Below are 18,093 nucleotides of genomic sequence, written 5' to 3'. Positions count from 1 at the left end.
CGCCCGAAGCACTGATAGCGCAGGGCTGCTTGCAAGGTAATGCAGGATAGCATTATTGCGGCAAGGCTTAGAAGTCATGGTTACGATACATTAAATAACTGAAGCTACTGGTTCAAATCCAGGGCATAGTTCTGAATACTTTTCAGCAGACTCTTCAAGCAAAGCCGGTGAAACCGCATTAATATCTTATTCTGCGAGGTAAATCCAATGCAGCAACTTTAACAAAGCCTTCAACAGCATTATTTACCATTGCTGCTGCGCTGCCGTTAAGCACAAAATCAGGGAGCGTTTAGTTTACGTATTTTTAAGTGCTTGAAGTTTCGTCAGTTTTCCTCCTAAAATATGGTAGTGCAGATGTGGCACTAGCTGCCCACCACCTTCCCCTGTATTAATCAGGGTCTTAAACCCAGTTTCAAGTCCCAGCATGGTGGCAACTTTTGTCAGGTTTTGTGTTAATTTTGCAATGAGATCATTGTCTTTATCAGTAAGTGTGCTTAAGCTCTCAATATGCTTTTTAGGTACAACGAGAACATGCACCTCTGCTGCAGGGTTGATATCATGAAAAACAACCATGTCTTTATCCTCAAAAACCTTTTGTGCAGCTATCTCACCGTTGACGATTTTACAGAAAATACAATTACTCATCAAATTCTCCTATATTTGGTTTGTTACATTATTATGTTACTCATTTTTAGGGTGAATAACATAATAGATAATTAATAAAATAATGCCCAAAACACTAATACCAATAGCATGGCGGCTGAGAAGGTGGTGGATAGTATCTAAAACCGGCTGCCAACTGCTAAATATGATGCCAAGCGCTGTTAAAATAATACCGCTACCCAAAAGTAGTCGGTGTTTTTTACGCTTGACTTTGACTGTACTTATTGTGGCGCTATGGTTTATGTATTGCGCCTGTTGGTGTTGTGCTTTAATTAAATCCAATAACATGCCAGGCAGCTCAGGCAGGTGCTCACTTAGATCAGGCAACTGGTCGTATGAGCGCTTTAAAAATCCTTTTAAACCTACACGATTTTTCATCCACGCTTCTAAGAAAGGTTTTGCTGTTGCCCATAAATTAAGTTCTGGATACAGATCACGGCCCAGTCCTTCAATGTTAAGCAAAGTTTTTTGCAAAAGAACTAATTGTGGTTGCACAGTCATATTAAAGCGTCTGGCAACTTGAAATAAGCGCATTAACGTATAACCAAAGGAAATTTCAGATAGCGGTTTTTCAAATATAGGTTCACAAACAGTTCGAATCGCAGACTCAAGCGCATCAACCCTTGTATTAGCCGGTACCCAGCCAGACTCGATATGAAGCTCGGCAACTTTTTTGTAATCGCGGTTAAAAAAGGCCAGAAAATTTCCAGCAAGATAATGCTGATCTTCTCGTGTTAATGTGCCAACAATACCAAAGTCAACAGAGAGATATTTGGGATCTTTAGGGTTGCTTGCATCTATAAAGATATTTCCTGGGTGCATATCTGCGTGAAAAAAACAATCACGAAAAACCTGGGTATAAAATATCTCAACACCGCGTTCTGCCAAAAGTTTAAGGTCTGTATTTAAGGACTTAAGTCTTGCAACATCTGAAACGGGGATGCCTTTGATTTTTTCAATAACAAGCAACTGGCTTCGACAATATGGCCAGTAAACTTCTGGCACATAGTGAATATGGCTGTTTTTGAAGTTACGTCTTAATTGCGAAGCATTGGCAGCTTCACGTAATAGATCAAGCTCATCAAGCAGGTTTCGACTGATTTCATCGACAACTTCAACAGGTCGTAATCTTTTAATGCCAGGTAAATAGCGCTCAAGCATCTTTGCTAAAGTTTTTAATAAAGAGGTATCTTGAATGAGGATTTTCTCGATATTCGGACGCAGTATTTTTACTACCACCTGTTGTTGGTTTGGCAATGTAGCGCTGTGAACTTGTGCAATAGATGCCGATGCTAAAGGTGTTGGGTCAAAGTGTAGAAAAGCCAATTCAACTTTTTGTCCTAAGATGCTTTCAAGGGTTTTTATTGCGTAACTGCTTGAAAACGGGGGAACTTTATCTTGAAGCTTGGCAAGTTCATCAGCAAGATCTGGCGGCAAAAGATCTCGCCTGGTAGATAATGCCTGGCCAAATTTAATGAAAATTGGTCCTAATGTTTCAAGCGCCAGGCGAAGCCGTGTACCACGGTCATACGTTTGGCGATTAAACCATGCAAACGGGTTTACAAAAGCGATAAACCTTAAGGTCTTTAATAAAGGAATATCTGCTAACATTGCCACTACATTATACTTATTCAGAATGTAGCTGATGTAGATAAGACGTAACCATTTTTTAATCTGGTGCATTTGACAGCCCTTTTGGTAATAGGTGTTTCATTTTTTCAGTTAAACGATCACAATCTTGTTTAAGCGTTTGGATGTCATCAAAAAAATCATCAACTTCTTCTTTACAGGGGAAAAGCCTTTTTTCTTCATGAAGATATTCGATCAGCTCACTGTGAAAGCTTGATCTGCTTGCTAAGAGCCATTGTTTTATCGTCTGTATAGGGCGTTTTAAGATGTATGTAACGGAGCGATGCGTTTTATTACTTAGATAAAACAAAAGGTCAGGGCGAATGGCTTTAAAAAAGCGCTGATATGCCTGTAGTGTTTGCAGATTGCCCTCAAATGTGACGCGTTGTTGCTGAATAAAGCTCTCCGGGTGCTTGTTAATGAGCATGGAGATGAAATCATTTGCATTGGCTGATAGATAATTAATTGGCTTATCAGGTGCCTCTTGAGTAACATTTAGTGTGTGGTCATCAGGTATTAAGAAGAAATGAAGGTTTAAATCCTGAATAATAATCGCAAGTATCTCATTATTTAACTGTTGTAATAAGAATTCTTTTTGTGGATCCAGTCCTAAAATACGATCAATTAATTGATTTAACAGTCTTAATTCTTTCTGCATTATTTAACTTCTCTTTTAGTATTTATAGCCAATATGTAAAGCAACAACGCCACCGGTCAGGTTATGGTAATAGACATGGTCAAATCCAGCATCAATCATCATCTGTTTTAAGCTTTCTTGATCCGGGTGCTTGCGGATTGACTCTGCCAGATAGCGGTAACTATCTGCGTCATTTGCAACGATTTTTCCCATAAACGGTAAAATCTTAAAGGAATATTGATCATAGATTTGGCTTAACAAGGGGAGCATGGGTTTGGAGAATTCAAGCACCATGAGTTTTCCACCTGGCTTTAATGCTGGGTACATTGATTGTAATGCCTTGCATTTATCCGTCACATTTCTAAGGCCAAAAGATATGGTGATACAGTCAAACATATTATCGGCAAATGGAAGGGCTTCTGCGTTGGCTTGAACGTATTGAATGTTGCCGATACACCCACGATTGGTTAATTTTTCTTTGCCAATTTTAAGCATCGATGCATTGATATCACTTAATACGACAAGACCATGATCTTTCACCATGTGCGTGAATTGATAAGCAAGGTCACCAGTGCCGCCTGCAAGATCAAGAACCCTATTGCCAGGTTTGACACCAGACTTAGCCAAGGTGAATTTTTTCCAGAAGCGGTGAATGCCAAAAGACATCAAGTCATTCATGATATCGTATTTGCTGGCAACTGAGTGAAAAACCTGAGCGACTTTTTGTTGTTTTTCCTGCCACTTTACTTCTTCAAACCCAAAGTCGGTGGTCTTTTCATCAAAGTGATCTGTCATATAAAATATTAATTGGCTTAGATTGCCCATCAGTATAACGTAAAAATGCTTATAAAATCACCTTGAATAAATAGATTTTAGGAAACAATTATCATGCGTAAAAAGATTAATCTGGTGCTTGTACATCTTTATCTGGTGTAGATTTCCAATAAAATTCGTTTTCAATAACAGGTTTTTGTGGCTGGGGTAGACCATATTTTTGTGTGTTAGGATCATGATATCCCGGTGTCTTTGGCGGTGCATCTGCATCAGCTGGTGCAAGAAAGCTGAATTTTTTTTTGCGTGCAGGCACTTACAAAAAGACTTATTAAGGGAATAAGCAAAATCGCTAGGAAGGTGCCTTTTTTCATTATTGTAACCACTTTGATATTTAGTATTGTTCTTTGAGTATGGTAGAGAATAGGTGCTTTTACAAGTCAATCATTCATGATGTGAGGAAAGATGAAATGCTGCTGCTGTAAAAAAACGCTATCGCATGCTTTGCGTTACTATCAATTGTAGATACAATAATTGTGATCATTTTAAAACAGGTTTAGAGGGTATATTATGTTTAAAAAAGTTTTTCCAGGTGCTTCTATCGTCTTAGCATCACTGTGTTATGCTGGCATTGCACAGGCTGCAGCTGAGCCTGTATCAACCATAAGTTTTCAAAAAACAAGTCAGATGATTGTGAAATCTGATACAGCACTTGTTAATGTGGTGGTCAATGCGACAGCGCTTAAAGATGACAGCCAGATTATTCAAAAGGCTGCATTGCAGAACTTAACTTCCATCATTCCTAAGGTTGATTGGAAAGTTATTGATTTTAAAGAATTTCAGGCTGACAGTGGTGCACAAAATATCAAACTTGTGATCCAGACACGCTTAACGAGTTCACAAATTAAGACACTGAAAGCGCAGTTAAAAAATAATAACTCGAATAACAGCCGGTTTCAGGTTGATGTGGTCAGCTTTGCGCCAAGTAGCGACATGATTGATAAGGCCAAAGATGATATGATGATTAAGATGTATCAGTCCATCCAGAATTATGTCAAAACATTTAATCAGCAAACAGGCGAAGATTATGTGATTAAAAATGTCTCTTTTAATATTGATGCAGTTTCGCCTCAAAGCCCACGTATGATGACGTATTTTCAAACCAAGGCAGCTAGCAATGATAGTAACCAGGAGCAGGAGGTTAGTGTGTCGAAAAAAATCATGTTAAATGCGGATGTGCAATTGTCTGAAAGCTTAAAGCCTTCTGATCAGAAAGGTGTGAAAGAAAGTCAACTGGTAAGTGGTATGGGTATGTTGCCGCCTAAATATTTAGAGGTGAAAGATTATCAAAAGTGCCTACAGACCAGGGATAACGGTTCATGGCAGTCATGGTGTTTGCCTCAACAAAAACCAAAAGACTGTCCGCAAGACAGCTGGGATGCTTTGTCAGCACAGAATATTCCAGACTGCTAGCTATTTAAAAGGCATTACCAAGGTTAAACATTGGAACATACATACTGATGACTAAAAAGCCAACGATGCCGCCCAGCACCATCATGATAATGGGCTCAAGTGAGCTGCTTAGGCTTGCAACAAGCATATCAACATCCTCTTCATAAATCTTGGCAACATTGGATAGCATCTCTTCTAAGTGCCCAGACTCTTCTCCAACGGCAACCATCTGCAGCATTAGCGCAGGAAATACACCTGTTCCTGCGGCAGATTGCAGTAAGGTATAACCCTTTGATACATCATTACGAATATTAAGTGTTGCAAGTTCAAACTTTGCATTTCCTGTTGCCGCGGCAACGGCTTTTAGCGCATCAACTAATGGCATACCAGCGCTTGACGTTGTTTCAAGTGTCCTGGCAAAGCGTGCCAATGCTGATTTTTCTATCACGGTACCGATAACAGGAATCTTTAGTAATAGAAGGTCTAAGAATATCTGCACCTTTAAATAACGCTTTTTAGCATATCGTAGCATGATGATAGCAAGGACAATTATTATCAATGCAATCCACCAGTATTGCTGTGTGATCTCAGAAGCACGAACCGTAATTTGTGTAATCATTGGCAAAGGAGTGCCTGAAGATGCAAATATATCTGCAAAAGCCGGAATAGCAAAGTTCAATAACACCCAGGTGACAATAATCGAAACAAATATAACCATCATTGGGTAGGTTAATGCTTTTTTAACCTTCTTGCGGATGCTTTGTAGCATTTCTCTGTTTGTGGCGATGCGATCAAGCATCGTATCCAGTGTACCGGATTGCTCGCCTGCTTCACATAGCCCGCAAAAGAGTGTGTCAAAGTATTTAGGGTGTTTTTTAAAGGTATCACTGATGGTATTCCCTGTTTCAAGGCTTTCTTTAATATCGAGTATTAAGAGCTTAAAAGTCAGGTTTTTATTACTAATTGAGCTGATAATCGTGTCAAGTGCGCGGGTAATTGGTAATCCTGCTTTGATCATGGTGGCTAATTGTCGAGAAAAAAGTGTGATATCTGCATTTTTAATGCGTGCAGCAAAGAGATCTAAAGGCTTTTTCTTGATTTTCTTGATGTGAACGCCTTCATGTTCTAACTGTAAGCGCGCTGTTTCTATATTGATCGATTTGATCACGCCTTGTTGATGAATGCCAAGTTTATCAGTACCCTGCCAAAGGAAAATTTTCTTTTTCAAGGCTAATGGCTGTTTCATTGATGATTTTCCTTAACTGTTTTTGGATGTGACTCTATGTACCTCTTCAATTGAAGTAATGCCTTTGGCAACTTTTATTAAAGCAGCTTGTTGCAGATTATCAATGCCTTCTTTTTGTGCCTGCTCTGCTAATTCAATCGTCGATTTTCCTTCAGCAATCAAGCGACTTATCGTTACACTTAATGGCATTACCTCATAAATGCCTACACGTCCTCGATAACCATGAAAGCAATGACTGCAGCCATCAGCATTGGCGTGAAAAGGTGTGATATCGTTTTCAACATAAACAGGTCGGATGCCCATATCAAGTAATAACGCTTTTGTAATATCTGTTGCCGGGATCCGACAGCTTGTACATAACTTTCTTGCTAAGCGTTGCGCAATAATCAAAGAGACAGAGGAGATGATATTATAGTGTGGTATCCCCATATCAAGTAAACGATTAAGCGTTTCAGGGGCGCTGTTTGTATGAACCGTAGAAAGAACCAGGTGCCCAGTTTGGGCGGCTTTAATCGCAATGTCAGCGGTCTCAAAATCACGAATCTCGCCCACCATGATGATATCAGGATCCTGGCGCAAAAACGCTTTTAATGCACGCGCAAACGTTAACCCTTGTTTATTGTTTATTTGTACCTGATTAATACCTGGTACGTTAATCTCTACCGGATCTTCAGCCGTTGAGATATTTTTATCCACCGTATTGATCAAATGAAGCCCTGTGTATAGCGAAACTGTCTTTCCAGAACCTGTTGGGCCTGTGACTAATATCATTCCTTGGGATTGTCCTAATGCTTTGACATAAGCATCTTGTTGATGTGATTCAAAGCCAAGTTTATCTATGCCTAAATGCGTCTGTGCCTGATCAAGAACACGAAGCACTACTTTTTCACCAAAAGTGGTTGGACAGACGCTAACGCGAAAATCAATATCATGGGTTTTGGAAATTTTCAATTTAAAACGGCCATCCTGAGGAATACGTCTTTCAGCGATATTGAGCTGCGCCATGATTTTAATGCGTGAGGCAACACGGTTGGCAAGTCGAAGTGGTGGTGATGAAATCTCTTGAAGTATGCCATCGATACGATAGCGAATACGAAATACCTTGGCATATGGTTCAAAATGGATATCAGATGCGCCTTTATTGATCGCATCAACAATAACTTTGTTAATATATTTGATTACCGGCTCATCATTGTCACCAAGATCTTCATCTTCACTGGGCTCATCATTTTTGGTGCTCTGTGTGAAGTCTAAAGCAATATCCTCAAGTTCCATCCCTTCAAGGGTTTTTAAGGCATTATCCGGGCTTGACTCGCTGATTTTAGTGATCAATTCAGTCAAAGCGGTTTCTTCAACGATGACCTGTTCAATTTCTAAATTCGTAAAAAAACGGTACTCACGCACCGCTCTTAAATCGATGGGGTTGCTGGTGGCAAGTAATAAAGTATTTCCTTTTTTGTACAGCGGTGCGCAATGGTAATGAGAAATTATTCGGTTATTAAGATATTTTTGTGGCAAAAAATCAGTATTATACGCTTTTAGATCAAAAAGCGTCATCCCAAAAAATGATGCAGCTTTAATGGCAAATTGCCGGCTGTCGATGATTTGGTTTTTTGCTAAATAACTTAGAAGTGGTTCACCTTCTTGTACGCTTTGCTTCAGTGCTTCTTCAATGGTTTTGCTATTACAAAGCCCTTGGCTTACGATAAAGCTTGTAATTCCATTTTGACTTGCCTGTAACATCGTATTATTACTTCAGCTTGTTATCGGTGATAATTTAAGTATATACCACTTTGGCGAATTTATCTTTTAAGAAGGACAGCGCTTTAATAACAGCATTAAAGTGGAAGTAAACCTTAACCTTGGGTTTGATCTTGAGTATCGCTTTGACTTTGGGCGTCATTTTGATTTTGGTAGATTGTTTTAGGCGGTGAATAATCCCCGCTGACACTGGTAAGCTTGTCTTTTTTATCAAAGATTAAAATCAATTGTTTTTCCTGTCTTGGTGCATTAAGTTCTTTTTGCATGCTATAGATATAGCGCCACTGATTCGGTGTTAAAGGGTCGACAATATCAGGTGTGCCAAGGATATATTCGATTTGCTGTTTGCTCATTCCGGGTTTTATTTGTTGCATGATATCCTGTGGTATGATTTTACCTTGCTGAACAGGTGCCGTGTAAGGTGTAATGAGGCTGCAACTGCTTAAAAAAAGGCTGCTGGCGATTAAGCCTGTGTATAATACTGTTTTGTGGGTTTTCATTATCGTCTTTTTACTCTGTTTGATTTTCTTTATCAGGCACCAAAGAGACACATATCTACCATATCGCTTAAGCAATGGATAATGGTCGTATGGCTTTCCTGGATCCGCGCTGTGCTATCAGAAGGAACACACAGCTCAATATCTTGCCTGCTTAGTAATGTACGTATTTTACCACCATCTTTGCCGGTTATGCTAATAATCTGCATATTTTTCTCTTGCGCTGTTTTAATCGCCTCGATTAAGCTTTGGTCATTGCCATCAAAGGAAAGTGTTACCAGTACATCATGCTCATGCCCTAGTGCATTGATCTGTTTGGAAAAAACACAGTCAAAAGTGGTGTCAGCGGCGATTGATGTGATGGTGACTGCATTGCTGGATAAGGCAATAGCAGGTAGTGAAGGGCGCTCCATTTCAAATCGATTTAATAATTGTGCGCTAAAATGCTGCGCATTTGCCGCAGCGCCACCATTGCCACAGATAAGGACTTTTTTGCTATTTAAAATAGCATCTACAATTATCTGGCCGCTGTTAATAATTTGTTCGGCCATGGTATCTGCAATCATGATTTGTGTCTGGATGCTCTCACTGAAATGATTTTGAATGCGTTTAGTAAGGTTCATTTATTAAATTCCTGGCGTAAATATTGATAAAGTCATGATATTTGATTAATCTGCCACAATAACAAGATTAGGTCAAATAAGTTTGTGGTAAGTTAGCATATGGTTGTGAAAAATACGATTCTTGATACACTGAAAAATACATTGGCACTTTATAAGGCGACTTTTAAAGTTTGTTTTACGCTGGCACTGATTCTTGCTGCCGTTACGGAGTATTTCAAAATATACGCCTTTAATCTTGGCTTTAATCAAGCCATTCAACAGTATTTAGAAGAAGGTACGTTATCGCAAGATCTCCAGGGTAATGGTACTTTGATCTGGCTTGCTGTTGTCTCAATTATTTTGACGGTCATGGTTTATGCCTTGTTAGTCTGTATTGGTGGTGTTCAATCACAATCACCTGATTCTGCATTTTCAAAAGTGAAATTCTCTCAAGCATGGCTTTACTTTAGGCGCCGTTTTTTCAGCTTTTTAGGTGCTTTTTTTATTAATGCTGTCTTATGGGTCATTGGCAGTTTTTTAAGTCTTATCGGTATCTGGCTTGTGGTAAGCTTTACCTTTGTGATATTCCCTGTGATTTTGCTGGATAATCTCGGTACAATCAGTGGCTATAAAGAAAATTTCCGCCTGATTCGTGCCAATGTGATATATATTCTTCAGTTGGGATTTATTACTTTGGTGCTTTTATTTGTCAAATATCTTGCTTATCTTCTGTTTTCAGGCTTAGGTGGGCAAGCGGGCATGTCGTTTGGTATTGAACATGTGGTATTGGTGTTTGTTGAAGCACTCGTGTTGCCATTTGTGATGTTATTGAGTGTTTCAGCGTTTTATGAGCTTAACAGACGCGATGACATGCCAATAAAACCATAGTTAAGGATAAAAGGTTCTGATATCAGTGACGACCATGTCTGCCTTAATCGCGTTGATTAGGCCTGGTTTTCCATCTTCAAAAACATGGCACTGTTGTGCTTTAACACCAAGTCTTTTGGCAATTTGTAAAAATGCCTCAGGGCTTTCCTTGGTTGGATGATCATCATCTGCGGTAATGATAAACTCAAAATAGTCAATAAGATTTAAGGCTTCAAGTGTCTTATAAACATTCTCAGACGCCCCACCAGAGATAACAACCATCGGCAGCTTGCGGTGATATTTTTCAATAATGTCAACAACGGGTTTGATGGGAAGAACGCGGTGAATATCTTTTTGCGCAAGTTTTTCTTTTTCTTCTACGATTAAAGACAAGTCGTATTCATAACCATGTCCCTCGGTTAATCTTTGTAATATTTGTAAGGTAGGGATGCCATTATAATGCGCAATTTGTTCGGTCGTTATCTGAAGCTTGTAACGTTGTGCAATCGTATTCCATGCGTTGTTATGTATAATCATGCTGTCAGCAATGGTGCCATCACAGTCAAAAATAAGCGCTTGTGTTTTGGGGTGGATGTAAATCATACAACAAAAGAAATCCTAATTAATTTTTGCTGTAGTATTATTGACATATTTAAATGATTTGCGCAAACTTTTGCGCACTATTATGGTAATGTAATTAATTTTACTGCGTATTTTACAACATTAAGGAGAGGTTTATGTCAGTATTGGTTGGACGCAAAGCGCCTGAGTTTACAGCACCTGCTGTACTTGCTAATGGTGATATTGTTGATGCATTAGAGTTTAACAAGGCGCGTAATGGTCAATATGCTGCTGTTGTTTTTTACCCGCTTGATTTCACCTTTGTATGCCCATCCGAGCTTATCGCTTTAGATAAGCGTGTTGATGCGCTAAAGAGCTTAGGTGTTGAGGTGTTTGCCGTATCAATCGACTCACACTTTACCCATAACGCCTGGCGTAACACACCGGTTGATAAAGGTGGTATTGGCCAGGTAAAATATACAATGGTTGCTGACATTGATCACAGCATTGTAAAGGCTTATGGTGTTGAAGCGCCTGATGCTGGTGTTGCATTTCGCGGCACTTTCTTAATTGATAAAGAAGGTGTTGTTCGCCACCAGGTTGTTAATGACCTGCCTTTAGGGCGCAATATGGATGAGTTGGTACGCATGGTTGAAGCGCTTCAATTCTTCGAAAAACACGGAGAAGTTTGCCCGGCTGGATGGAAAAAAGGTGATAAAGGAATGAAGGCTTCACCAGAAGGTGTGGCAAGCTATTTGGCAGAAAATGTAGAAACTTTATAATTTTTTGCAAAAAAAAATGTAATTTTACTTGAAAAAACCAAATAAAGTGATACCTTTGTTGGTGTATGGTGTTTAGTTGGTCTGGAATGCCGCCAATATAGGGATTACAGCAAAGTTTTTAAAACAGTTGAGGAGAAACTATGAAACTTAAAACAATCGTCGCAGCGGTTGCTGCAACTGCAAGCGCATCTGCCTTTGCAGCAGGGTCAATGAACGATCAGGTCAAGCAAAACGGTAATATCGTTAACGTTCATGCTGACGCGCAATATTCACAACAAGTGCTAAGTAACCAAAAAGTTACGGGTTCTGTACTTGATATCTTAAACGCACGCAAATCTGGCGAGCTTGCCTCAAACGCAATCTATATTGGCGGTAAAGGTGAGATTTATGCGCAGTACCAGAATGTGTCTAATAATAATGCTTCTTTAGGTAGTCAGGCTGGTAATACAAATAATAACAGCAACACTGCTATTGAATTGCCTTATGCTGATGTGGCAATCACTTCAACTATCGGTGACTGGGTAACTGGTTTTGCGGATATGCAAGTAAGCAATGCAGCAACAAGTACGCTTAAATTGCCAAATGCTTACTTTATCGTTGGTAATTTAGATAAATCACCGTTCTATGGCTTTGGTGGTAAAAAGGTTGTTGATTTTGGTAAGTTTGATTCAGTGACAAACTTTATGCCAACCTTAACACGCGCTTACTTTATGGCTTATGGTGGCGTTGTTGGTGCGGGCTATTCCCAAAATGGCATCGACGTTGTTGCTTCGTTTATGAATGGTAAGGGCCTTGGGATGTTTAACTCACAAGCATCATCTGCACAACAGTTGAATAATTTTGCGTTAAATGGTTCATATAACGGCAAAGCAGGTAATCTTGATTATTATGCTGGTGCGGGTTATATTAATGCAACAGGCTTCTCCAACAGTGATACCAAAAACAAAATGGTTGGTGCCTTTGACTTAAATGGCGGTGTTAAGATTCAAGGTTTAGCGGTTAATGGTGAATTCTTAATGACGACGCAAGGTGTTCATGGTATGAATACAACGTCTGTAGCTGTAAATAATGGTGCTACAGCAGTTGGCTTAGCAAATAATCCAGATACTGCAGCTAATACAGCATTTGGCTTTAATGCATTACCTGCATTAGTTGCCTTTGGTAGTGATGCAACAACGACAGTTAAAGCCTGGAGCCTGGATTCCTCTTATACGGTTCCAGTTGCCGGTAAAGATATGGTGCCTTATGTATCTTACAGCCAGGTTGCACAAAACTCTGATAATAACTTATATCAGTTAGAAGTTGGTACACGTTATAACCTGATCGATACTATCTGGGTTGGTGGTTCTTACAACTATATGTCTGGCAAGTCTGCTGGCACAAAAGTTGGTAAGTTCAACACAGTTATGTTGGATGCAACAGTTTACTTCTAATCTTAATATTAGAATATAACTTTTCTTTAAAAGGGCCGCATTTGCGGCCTTTTTTTATTGCTACTTGTTATTTATTTAGCGAAGTTGCGCACTTTTAAAGGCGCTTCTTATCAAAGGAGCGTCGTCCTCGCCTGGCGGGGACCTGTGTGATAAGCGTTATGAGCCTAAAGCAGTTATGGCCAAACCCAAAAGCTATCTTTTGGATTTTCTGCAATTGGATCAGCCTTTGCATACGGCTCAAACCGTTATTGGTAAGGGAGAGTTCTTGCGTGGATTCCCGCCAAAGCTTTGCTTTTCAGGAAGAACAGCATTGAGAATATTTAGTGACCAAGCAGGCAGAATGAATGAGAAATTCGATGACAGAAGTGCTGTAAAATGGTTTGTGATGGGTATATAATTTCATTTAAAAATAGTAAATAAATCACCATGACACGACAGATTTTTGTTGATACCGAAACAACAGGGTTTGATTTCAAACAAGGCCACCGAATCATTGAGTTTGGTGGTATTGAAATGATCGATCGAAAGCTTACCGGGAACAAGCTTCATTTTTATTTTAAACCAGATATTGAAGTTGAAGCAGGCGCTTTAGCGGTTCATGGTATTAGCAATGAATTTCTTGCCGATAAACCGGTGATTGAATCAAAACTTGATGAAATTATGCAGTTTCTGCAAGGCGCTGAGCTTGTTATTCATAATGCAGCCTTCGATGTGCCTTTTTTAAATTGGGAGTTATCCTTACAGGATCATAATCCATGGGGGGTTATTGAGGATCACTGTGAAGTGTTAGATACCTTAATTATGGCACGTAAAAAGCATCCAGGGCAGAAAAACTCATTGGATGCACTTTGTGCGCGCTATGGGGTATCGAATAAACACAGGCAATTGCATGGGGCACTACTTGATGCGCAAATTTTGGCTGAAGTTTATTTGATGATGACCGGTGGGCAAACCGATTTATTTGCTGCACAGGCGATTGTCCAAAATGCGCACTCTCAAGCCGTAAAACCAGTTGATCTGCAAATTGCTGCAACAGTGAAAGATCAATTAAAGCAGGTGAACTTGCGCCTGAGTAACACAACATGCGATGCACATAGGACATATCTTGAATTATTGGACAAAAAATCAAATAGCCAAACCTTATGGAAACATCTTAATCAAGCTGAATAATGCGCGCTTTTGGCTGTGAATTTTGGTATAATGATTGCAGTTTAATTAATGCTGTCTATGCTGCCAAATTTTTGCGTGTGACTTTTTGCACATTATTGATTGAAGGCAAAGTAAATAACGAAAATGCAAACAATACGGAGAGACTCAATGTCATCTGAAGCAAGTACTTATGATTCTTCCAATATTAAAGTCTTAAAAGGACTCGATGCGGTTCGAAAACGTCCTGGAATGTACATCGGTGATACCGATGATGGTTCAGGCCTGCACCATATGGTTTTTGAAGTTGTTGACAATGCAATTGATGAAGCTTTAGCAGGTTACTGTGATGATATTCAGGTGGTCATTCATGCCGATGGTTCGGTTTCTGTTTCTGACAATGGTCGTGGGATTCCAGTTGACATTCACCCAGAAGAAGGCCGTTCAGCGGCGGAAGTGATTATGACAGTGCTGCATGCTGGTGGTAAGTTTGATGATAATTCATATAAAGTCTCAGGCGGTCTGCATGGTGTGGGCGTTTCGGTGGTAAATGCCTTATCTGAAACATTAGAGCTTCGTGTATATAAAAATGGTATTGAGTATGCGCAGTTTTATGCCAATGGTGAACCACAAGCGCCACTACATGAAGTGGGCAAGACCACGCAAAAAGGAACGATGATACGCTTTAAGCCTTCAGCAGAAACTTTTTCAACCATTGAATTCAGCTATGATGTTTTAGCCAAGCGTATTCGTGAATTATCTTTCTTAAATTCAGGTGTTAAAATTCAGCTTATTGATAAGATTAATGATAAGCATGTTACGTTTCAATATGATGGTGGCATTAAAGCCTTTGTTGATCACTTAAACAAAAATAAAACACCGTTAAATGAGCAGATTATTGCGATTGAAGGTGAGCGTAATCATGTTACTGTTGAGCTTGCCATGCAGTGGAATGACAGTTACCAGGAAAATATATTCTGTTTTACCAATAATATTCCACAGCGTGATGGCGGCACACATTTATCGGGGTTCCGTGCCGCATTAACCCGGACAATTAATAATTATATTGAATCAGAAGGGCTTAATAAAAAGCTTAAAATTTCAACTTCTGGCGATGATGCCAGAGAAGGTTTAACCGCTGTATTATCCGTTAAAGTGCCAGATCCAAAGTTTTCATCTCAGACAAAGGATAAACTGGTTTCATCGGAAGTTAAATCAGCTGTTGAGTCATTGGTGAATGAAAAGCTTCAGGAGTTTTTACTTGAAAATCCAAGTGATGCTAAACAGATTGCCAATAAAATCATTGATTCAGCCCGTGCCAGGGAAGCGGCAAGAAAAGCACGCGAGATGACACGCCGTAAAGGTGCTTTGGATATTGCAGGGTTGCCTGGCAAGCTTGCCGATTGTCAGGAAAAGGATCCTGCATTATCGGAGCTTTACATTGTGGAAGGGGATTCAGCAGGTGGCTCTGCCAAGCAGGCACGCGATCGCCGTACACAGGCAATTTTGCCATTAAAGGGTAAGATTCTGAATGTAGAAAAAGCCCGCTTTGATAAGATGTTAAGCTCTCAAGAAGTTGGTACTTTAATTAAAGCACTTGGTTGTGGTATTGGTCGCGATGAATATGACCCGGCCAAAGTGCGCTATCATCGTATTGTCATTATGACGGATGCGGATGTTGATGGTTCACATATTCGAACACTATTATTAACCTTTTTCTATCGCCAGATGCCAGAGCTTTTAGAACAAGGTTATATTTATATTGCTCAACCACCTTTATACAAGATTAAACGTGGCAAACAAGAGACTTATCTAAAAGACGATGCAGCCTTATCAGAATATTTGGGAAGTATTGGTATTGAGGGTGCAAGATTATATCCAGGTGAGAATCAGCTGCCAATAACAGGGGTGAATTTGGAGAAGCTTTATCATTTGCATCAAAAGACAAATGCAAAGATTCATATGCTTTCACGTCGTTATCCTGCAAATGCGCTTATTGGGCTTGCTTATTATCAGCCTTTTCATCAGGAGATGAGTGAGGCTGAAATCACAAGCTGGTGGCAGGGTTTTGCTGAATACCTTAATAAAAAAGCCAAAGGCATGGAACACTATACCGCTGATGTATTGGTTGATGAAATTGAGCATGAAAGACGTATACAGCTACGTCTTGGTCGTTTATTGCATGGTGTTCAAACAGATTATATTTTTAACCTGCCTTTTTTTGAGGGTAAAGACTATGCTACACTGACAAGGCTTGGTCAGGAGCTTAATGGCTTGATTAGTGCTGGTGCTTATATTGAGCGAGGTGCACGAAAAGAATATATTGATACCTTTGAACAGGCAGTTGAATGGCTATTAAGTGAGGCAAAAAAAGGCCAGAACATTCAGCGTTATAAAGGTCTTGGTGAGATGAATGCCGAGCAACTTTGGGAGACAACAATGAATCCTGCAGAAAGAAGGATGCTACAGGTGACAATTGCCGATGCCGTAGCTGCAGATCAGCTGTTTACAACATTGATGGGGGATCATGTCGAACCAAGACGTGAATTTATCGAAAGCAATGCGCTTAATGTCGTGAATCTGGATGTCTGATGAAATTGTTATTTGCTGGTTTACCCAGGATTTACGATTAAACGATCACCCTGGTTTCTTTAAGGCAGCGCATGAAGGATCTGTGTTGCCAATTTATATTTTTGATGAGCAAAATGATAAAACCTATCCTTTAGGGCAGGCGAGTAAACTCTGGTTGCACCACAGTTTACATAAACTCAATGAACAGTTAAACGGCGCTTTGTCTTTTTATCATGGTGGTGCGGAGAAAACGCTCGATCATTTAGTGCGTATTTATTCAGTCAAGAAAATATTCTGTGCGCAATCCTATACCTATTGGGGGATAAAACAACAAAGGCAAATTAAAGCTGCACTTGAAAAACGTGGTGTGGAGCTGGTAATAGAGAACGCTACTTTGCTTTGGGCACCTTGGGAGGTGTTGAAGAAAGATCAAGCGCCTTATAAGGTTTTTCGTGCGTTTTATCAACATGCGTGTACCGGTGCGTTACCACCAAGAAAACCTTTGCCTTGTCCTTTATTTAAGCATATTAAAGATCATCGATTAAGCTGCGATTTAGATGCACTTAAATTATTACCTGAGCCTACCTCTTGGGCTTTTGCTTTGATGAAACACTGGCAGGTTGGTGAAGTTGCAGCACAAGAGAAATTGGCAAGGTTTCTTGCCAAAAAAATAAGCATATATGAAAAAAGGCGTGATTACCCGGCATTGAATGGGGTTTCTTATCTATCGATGCATTTACATTTTGGCGAGATCTCTCCTAATGCTATTTGGTATGCAGTTAAATCTATTCAGCAAAACAAAAGTACAGAGAAGTTTTTATCCGAGCTTGTTTGGCGTGAATTTTGTTATTCATCGTTGTTTCACTATCCATCCATGATGTTTGATAACATCCAAAAGCAGTTTGATGTATTTCCCTGGAAATTTAATATAAAACTTTTTAATGCATGGAAATCAGGTCAAACCGGTTTCCCTTTGATTGATGCAGGTATGCGAGAGCTTTGGCAGACGGGTTATATGCATAATCGCGTACGCATGATTTGCGCTTCTTTTCTGACAAAGAACCTTATGATTGATTGGCGTTTGGGTGCGAAGTGGTTTTGGGATTGTCTTATTGATGCTGATATTGCCTGTAATACTTTTAATTGGCAGTGGGTTGCAGGTTGTGGTATGGATGCAGCACCTTACTTTCGGGTTTTTAACCCGGTGTTACAAGCAAAAAAATTTGATCCTGATGGTAGATATATTCGCAAATATGTCCCTGAGTTAAAGCGGCTTGAAAATAAATATTTATTTGATCCTTCTTCAGCGCCTGGCTTGGCGTTGACAAAAGCAAAAGTTGTGCTGGGTCGGGATTATCCCAAGGCGATTGTGTCGTTATCAGATTCTAGAGAAAAAGCGCTTGAAGCATTTAAAATAACCAAATCATGACATTGATAAAAATTAAGCATTGACTTGCCAGGGTGTTTGGTTGTTG

At 39.7% G+C, this 18,093-nt stretch carries 18 protein-coding genes; 8 read left to right on the top strand and 10 right to left on the bottom strand.

From position 1 onward, the window contains the following. Positions 1-294: 294 nt before the first annotated feature. The 5 genes from DNK84_RS00200 to DNK84_RS00180 form a co-directional block, all read right to left on the bottom strand. On the bottom strand, positions 295-645 hold the full coding sequence (locus DNK84_RS00200) for a histidine triad nucleotide-binding protein (RefSeq protein ID WP_119342573.1): 351 nt from the start codon (positions 643-645) through the stop codon (positions 295-297). 36 nt (positions 646-681) lie between these two features. Further along, positions 682-2,346, bottom strand: coding sequence for a ubiquinone biosynthesis regulatory protein kinase UbiB (gene ubiB / locus DNK84_RS00195; RefSeq protein WP_119342572.1), 1,665 nt, complete (start codon positions 2,344-2,346; stop codon positions 682-684). Continuing rightward, positions 2,333-2,950 (bottom strand): ubiquinone biosynthesis accessory factor UbiJ, encoded by a 618-nt coding sequence (locus DNK84_RS00190; RefSeq protein ID WP_119342571.1) that lies wholly within the window; start codon positions 2,948-2,950, stop codon positions 2,333-2,335. The genes ubiB and DNK84_RS00190 overlap by 14 nt, the downstream gene beginning before the upstream one ends. A 15-nt stretch (positions 2,951-2,965) precedes the next feature. Next, positions 2,966-3,724 carry a bifunctional demethylmenaquinone methyltransferase/2-methoxy-6-polyprenyl-1,4-benzoquinol methylase UbiE gene (ubiE, locus tag DNK84_RS00185; RefSeq protein WP_119342575.1) on the bottom strand — a complete coding sequence of 253 codons (759 nt, stop codon included), beginning with the start codon at positions 3,722-3,724 and terminating at the stop codon, positions 2,966-2,968. Between the two features lie 106 nt (positions 3,725-3,830). Next, positions 3,831-4,016, bottom strand: a complete 186-nt coding sequence (locus DNK84_RS00180) for a hypothetical protein (RefSeq protein ID WP_119342570.1) — start codon at positions 4,014-4,016, stop codon at positions 3,831-3,833. Positions 4,017-4,270: 254 nt separating this feature from the next. On the opposite strand from DNK84_RS00180, the gene DNK84_RS00175 reads away from it, so the two are divergent. Beyond that, entirely contained in the window at positions 4,271-5,173 is a 903-nt protein-coding gene (locus DNK84_RS00175) for a hypothetical protein (RefSeq protein WP_119342569.1), read from the top strand. Between the two features lie 4 nt (positions 5,174-5,177). Here DNK84_RS00175 and DNK84_RS00170 read toward each other — a convergent pair whose 3' ends face one another. The 4 genes from DNK84_RS00170 to DNK84_RS00155 form a co-directional block, all read right to left on the bottom strand. Then, positions 5,178-6,398 carry a type II secretion system F family protein gene (locus DNK84_RS00170; protein WP_119342568.1) on the bottom strand — a complete coding sequence of 407 codons (1,221 nt, stop codon included), beginning with the start codon at positions 6,396-6,398 and terminating at the stop codon, positions 5,178-5,180. A gap of 12 nt (positions 6,399-6,410) precedes the next feature. Beyond that, positions 6,411-8,141 (bottom strand): type IV-A pilus assembly ATPase PilB, encoded by a 1,731-nt coding sequence (gene pilB / locus DNK84_RS00165; protein ID WP_119342567.1) that lies wholly within the window; start codon positions 8,139-8,141, stop codon positions 6,411-6,413. Between the two features lie 113 nt (positions 8,142-8,254). Further along, positions 8,255-8,659 (bottom strand): outer membrane protein assembly factor BamE, encoded by a 405-nt coding sequence (locus DNK84_RS00160; protein WP_119342566.1) that lies wholly within the window; start codon positions 8,657-8,659, stop codon positions 8,255-8,257. Positions 8,660-8,691: 32 nt separating this feature from the next. After that, positions 8,692-9,279 carry a D-sedoheptulose-7-phosphate isomerase gene (locus DNK84_RS00155; RefSeq protein WP_119342565.1) on the bottom strand — a complete coding sequence of 196 codons (588 nt, stop codon included), beginning with the start codon at positions 9,277-9,279 and terminating at the stop codon, positions 8,692-8,694. A gap of 105 nt (positions 9,280-9,384) precedes the next feature. On the opposite strand from DNK84_RS00155, the gene DNK84_RS00150 reads away from it, so the two are divergent. After that, positions 9,385-10,146, top strand: a complete 762-nt coding sequence (locus tag DNK84_RS00150) for a hypothetical protein (protein ID WP_162902111.1) — start codon at positions 9,385-9,387, stop codon at positions 10,144-10,146. On the opposite strand, the gene DNK84_RS00145 is transcribed toward DNK84_RS00150, so the two are convergent. Then, complete coding sequence (locus tag DNK84_RS00145) at positions 10,147-10,728, bottom strand: HAD family hydrolase (RefSeq protein ID WP_119342563.1); 582 nt, start codon at positions 10,726-10,728, stop codon at positions 10,147-10,149. Between the two features lie 134 nt (positions 10,729-10,862). Here DNK84_RS00145 and DNK84_RS00140 point away from each other — a divergent pair, with 134 nt between their 5' ends. The 6 genes from DNK84_RS00140 (at position 10,863) to DNK84_RS00115 (ending at position 18,047) form a co-directional block, all read left to right on the top strand. Continuing rightward, complete coding sequence (locus DNK84_RS00140; RefSeq protein WP_119342562.1) at positions 10,863-11,468, top strand: peroxiredoxin; 606 nt, start codon at positions 10,863-10,865, stop codon at positions 11,466-11,468. A 140-nt stretch (positions 11,469-11,608) separates the two neighbouring features. Next, on the top strand, positions 11,609-12,901 hold the full coding sequence (locus DNK84_RS00135) for a hypothetical protein (protein WP_119342561.1): 1,293 nt from the start codon (positions 11,609-11,611) through the stop codon (positions 12,899-12,901). Positions 12,902-13,076: 175 nt separating this feature from the next. Further along, a complete protein-coding gene (locus DNK84_RS00130) occupies positions 13,077-13,298 on the top strand; it encodes a hypothetical protein (RefSeq protein ID WP_119342560.1) in 222 nt (73 codons plus the stop codon). 29 nt (positions 13,299-13,327) lie between these two features. Next, positions 13,328-14,071, top strand: a complete 744-nt coding sequence (gene dnaQ / locus DNK84_RS00125; RefSeq protein WP_119342559.1) for a DNA polymerase III subunit epsilon — start codon at positions 13,328-13,330, stop codon at positions 14,069-14,071. A gap of 147 nt (positions 14,072-14,218) precedes the next feature. Continuing rightward, a complete protein-coding gene (gene gyrB / locus DNK84_RS00120; protein ID WP_119342558.1) occupies positions 14,219-16,639 on the top strand; it encodes a DNA topoisomerase (ATP-hydrolyzing) subunit B in 2,421 nt (806 codons plus the stop codon). Continuing rightward, entirely contained in the window at positions 16,632-18,047 is a 1,416-nt protein-coding gene (locus DNK84_RS00115) for a cryptochrome/photolyase family protein (RefSeq protein ID WP_119342557.1), read from the top strand. The genes gyrB and DNK84_RS00115 overlap by 8 nt, the downstream gene beginning before the upstream one ends. The last annotated feature ends 46 nt before the right edge of the window (positions 18,048-18,093 follow it).

This window comes from Facilibium subflavum, assembly GCF_003574485.1.
Classification (GTDB): Bacteria; Pseudomonadota; Gammaproteobacteria; order Francisellales; family Francisellaceae; genus Facilibium; species Facilibium subflavum.
The sequence above is the reverse complement of the archived record's forward strand: the minus strand, read 5'-3'. Positions and strand labels throughout refer to the sequence as shown.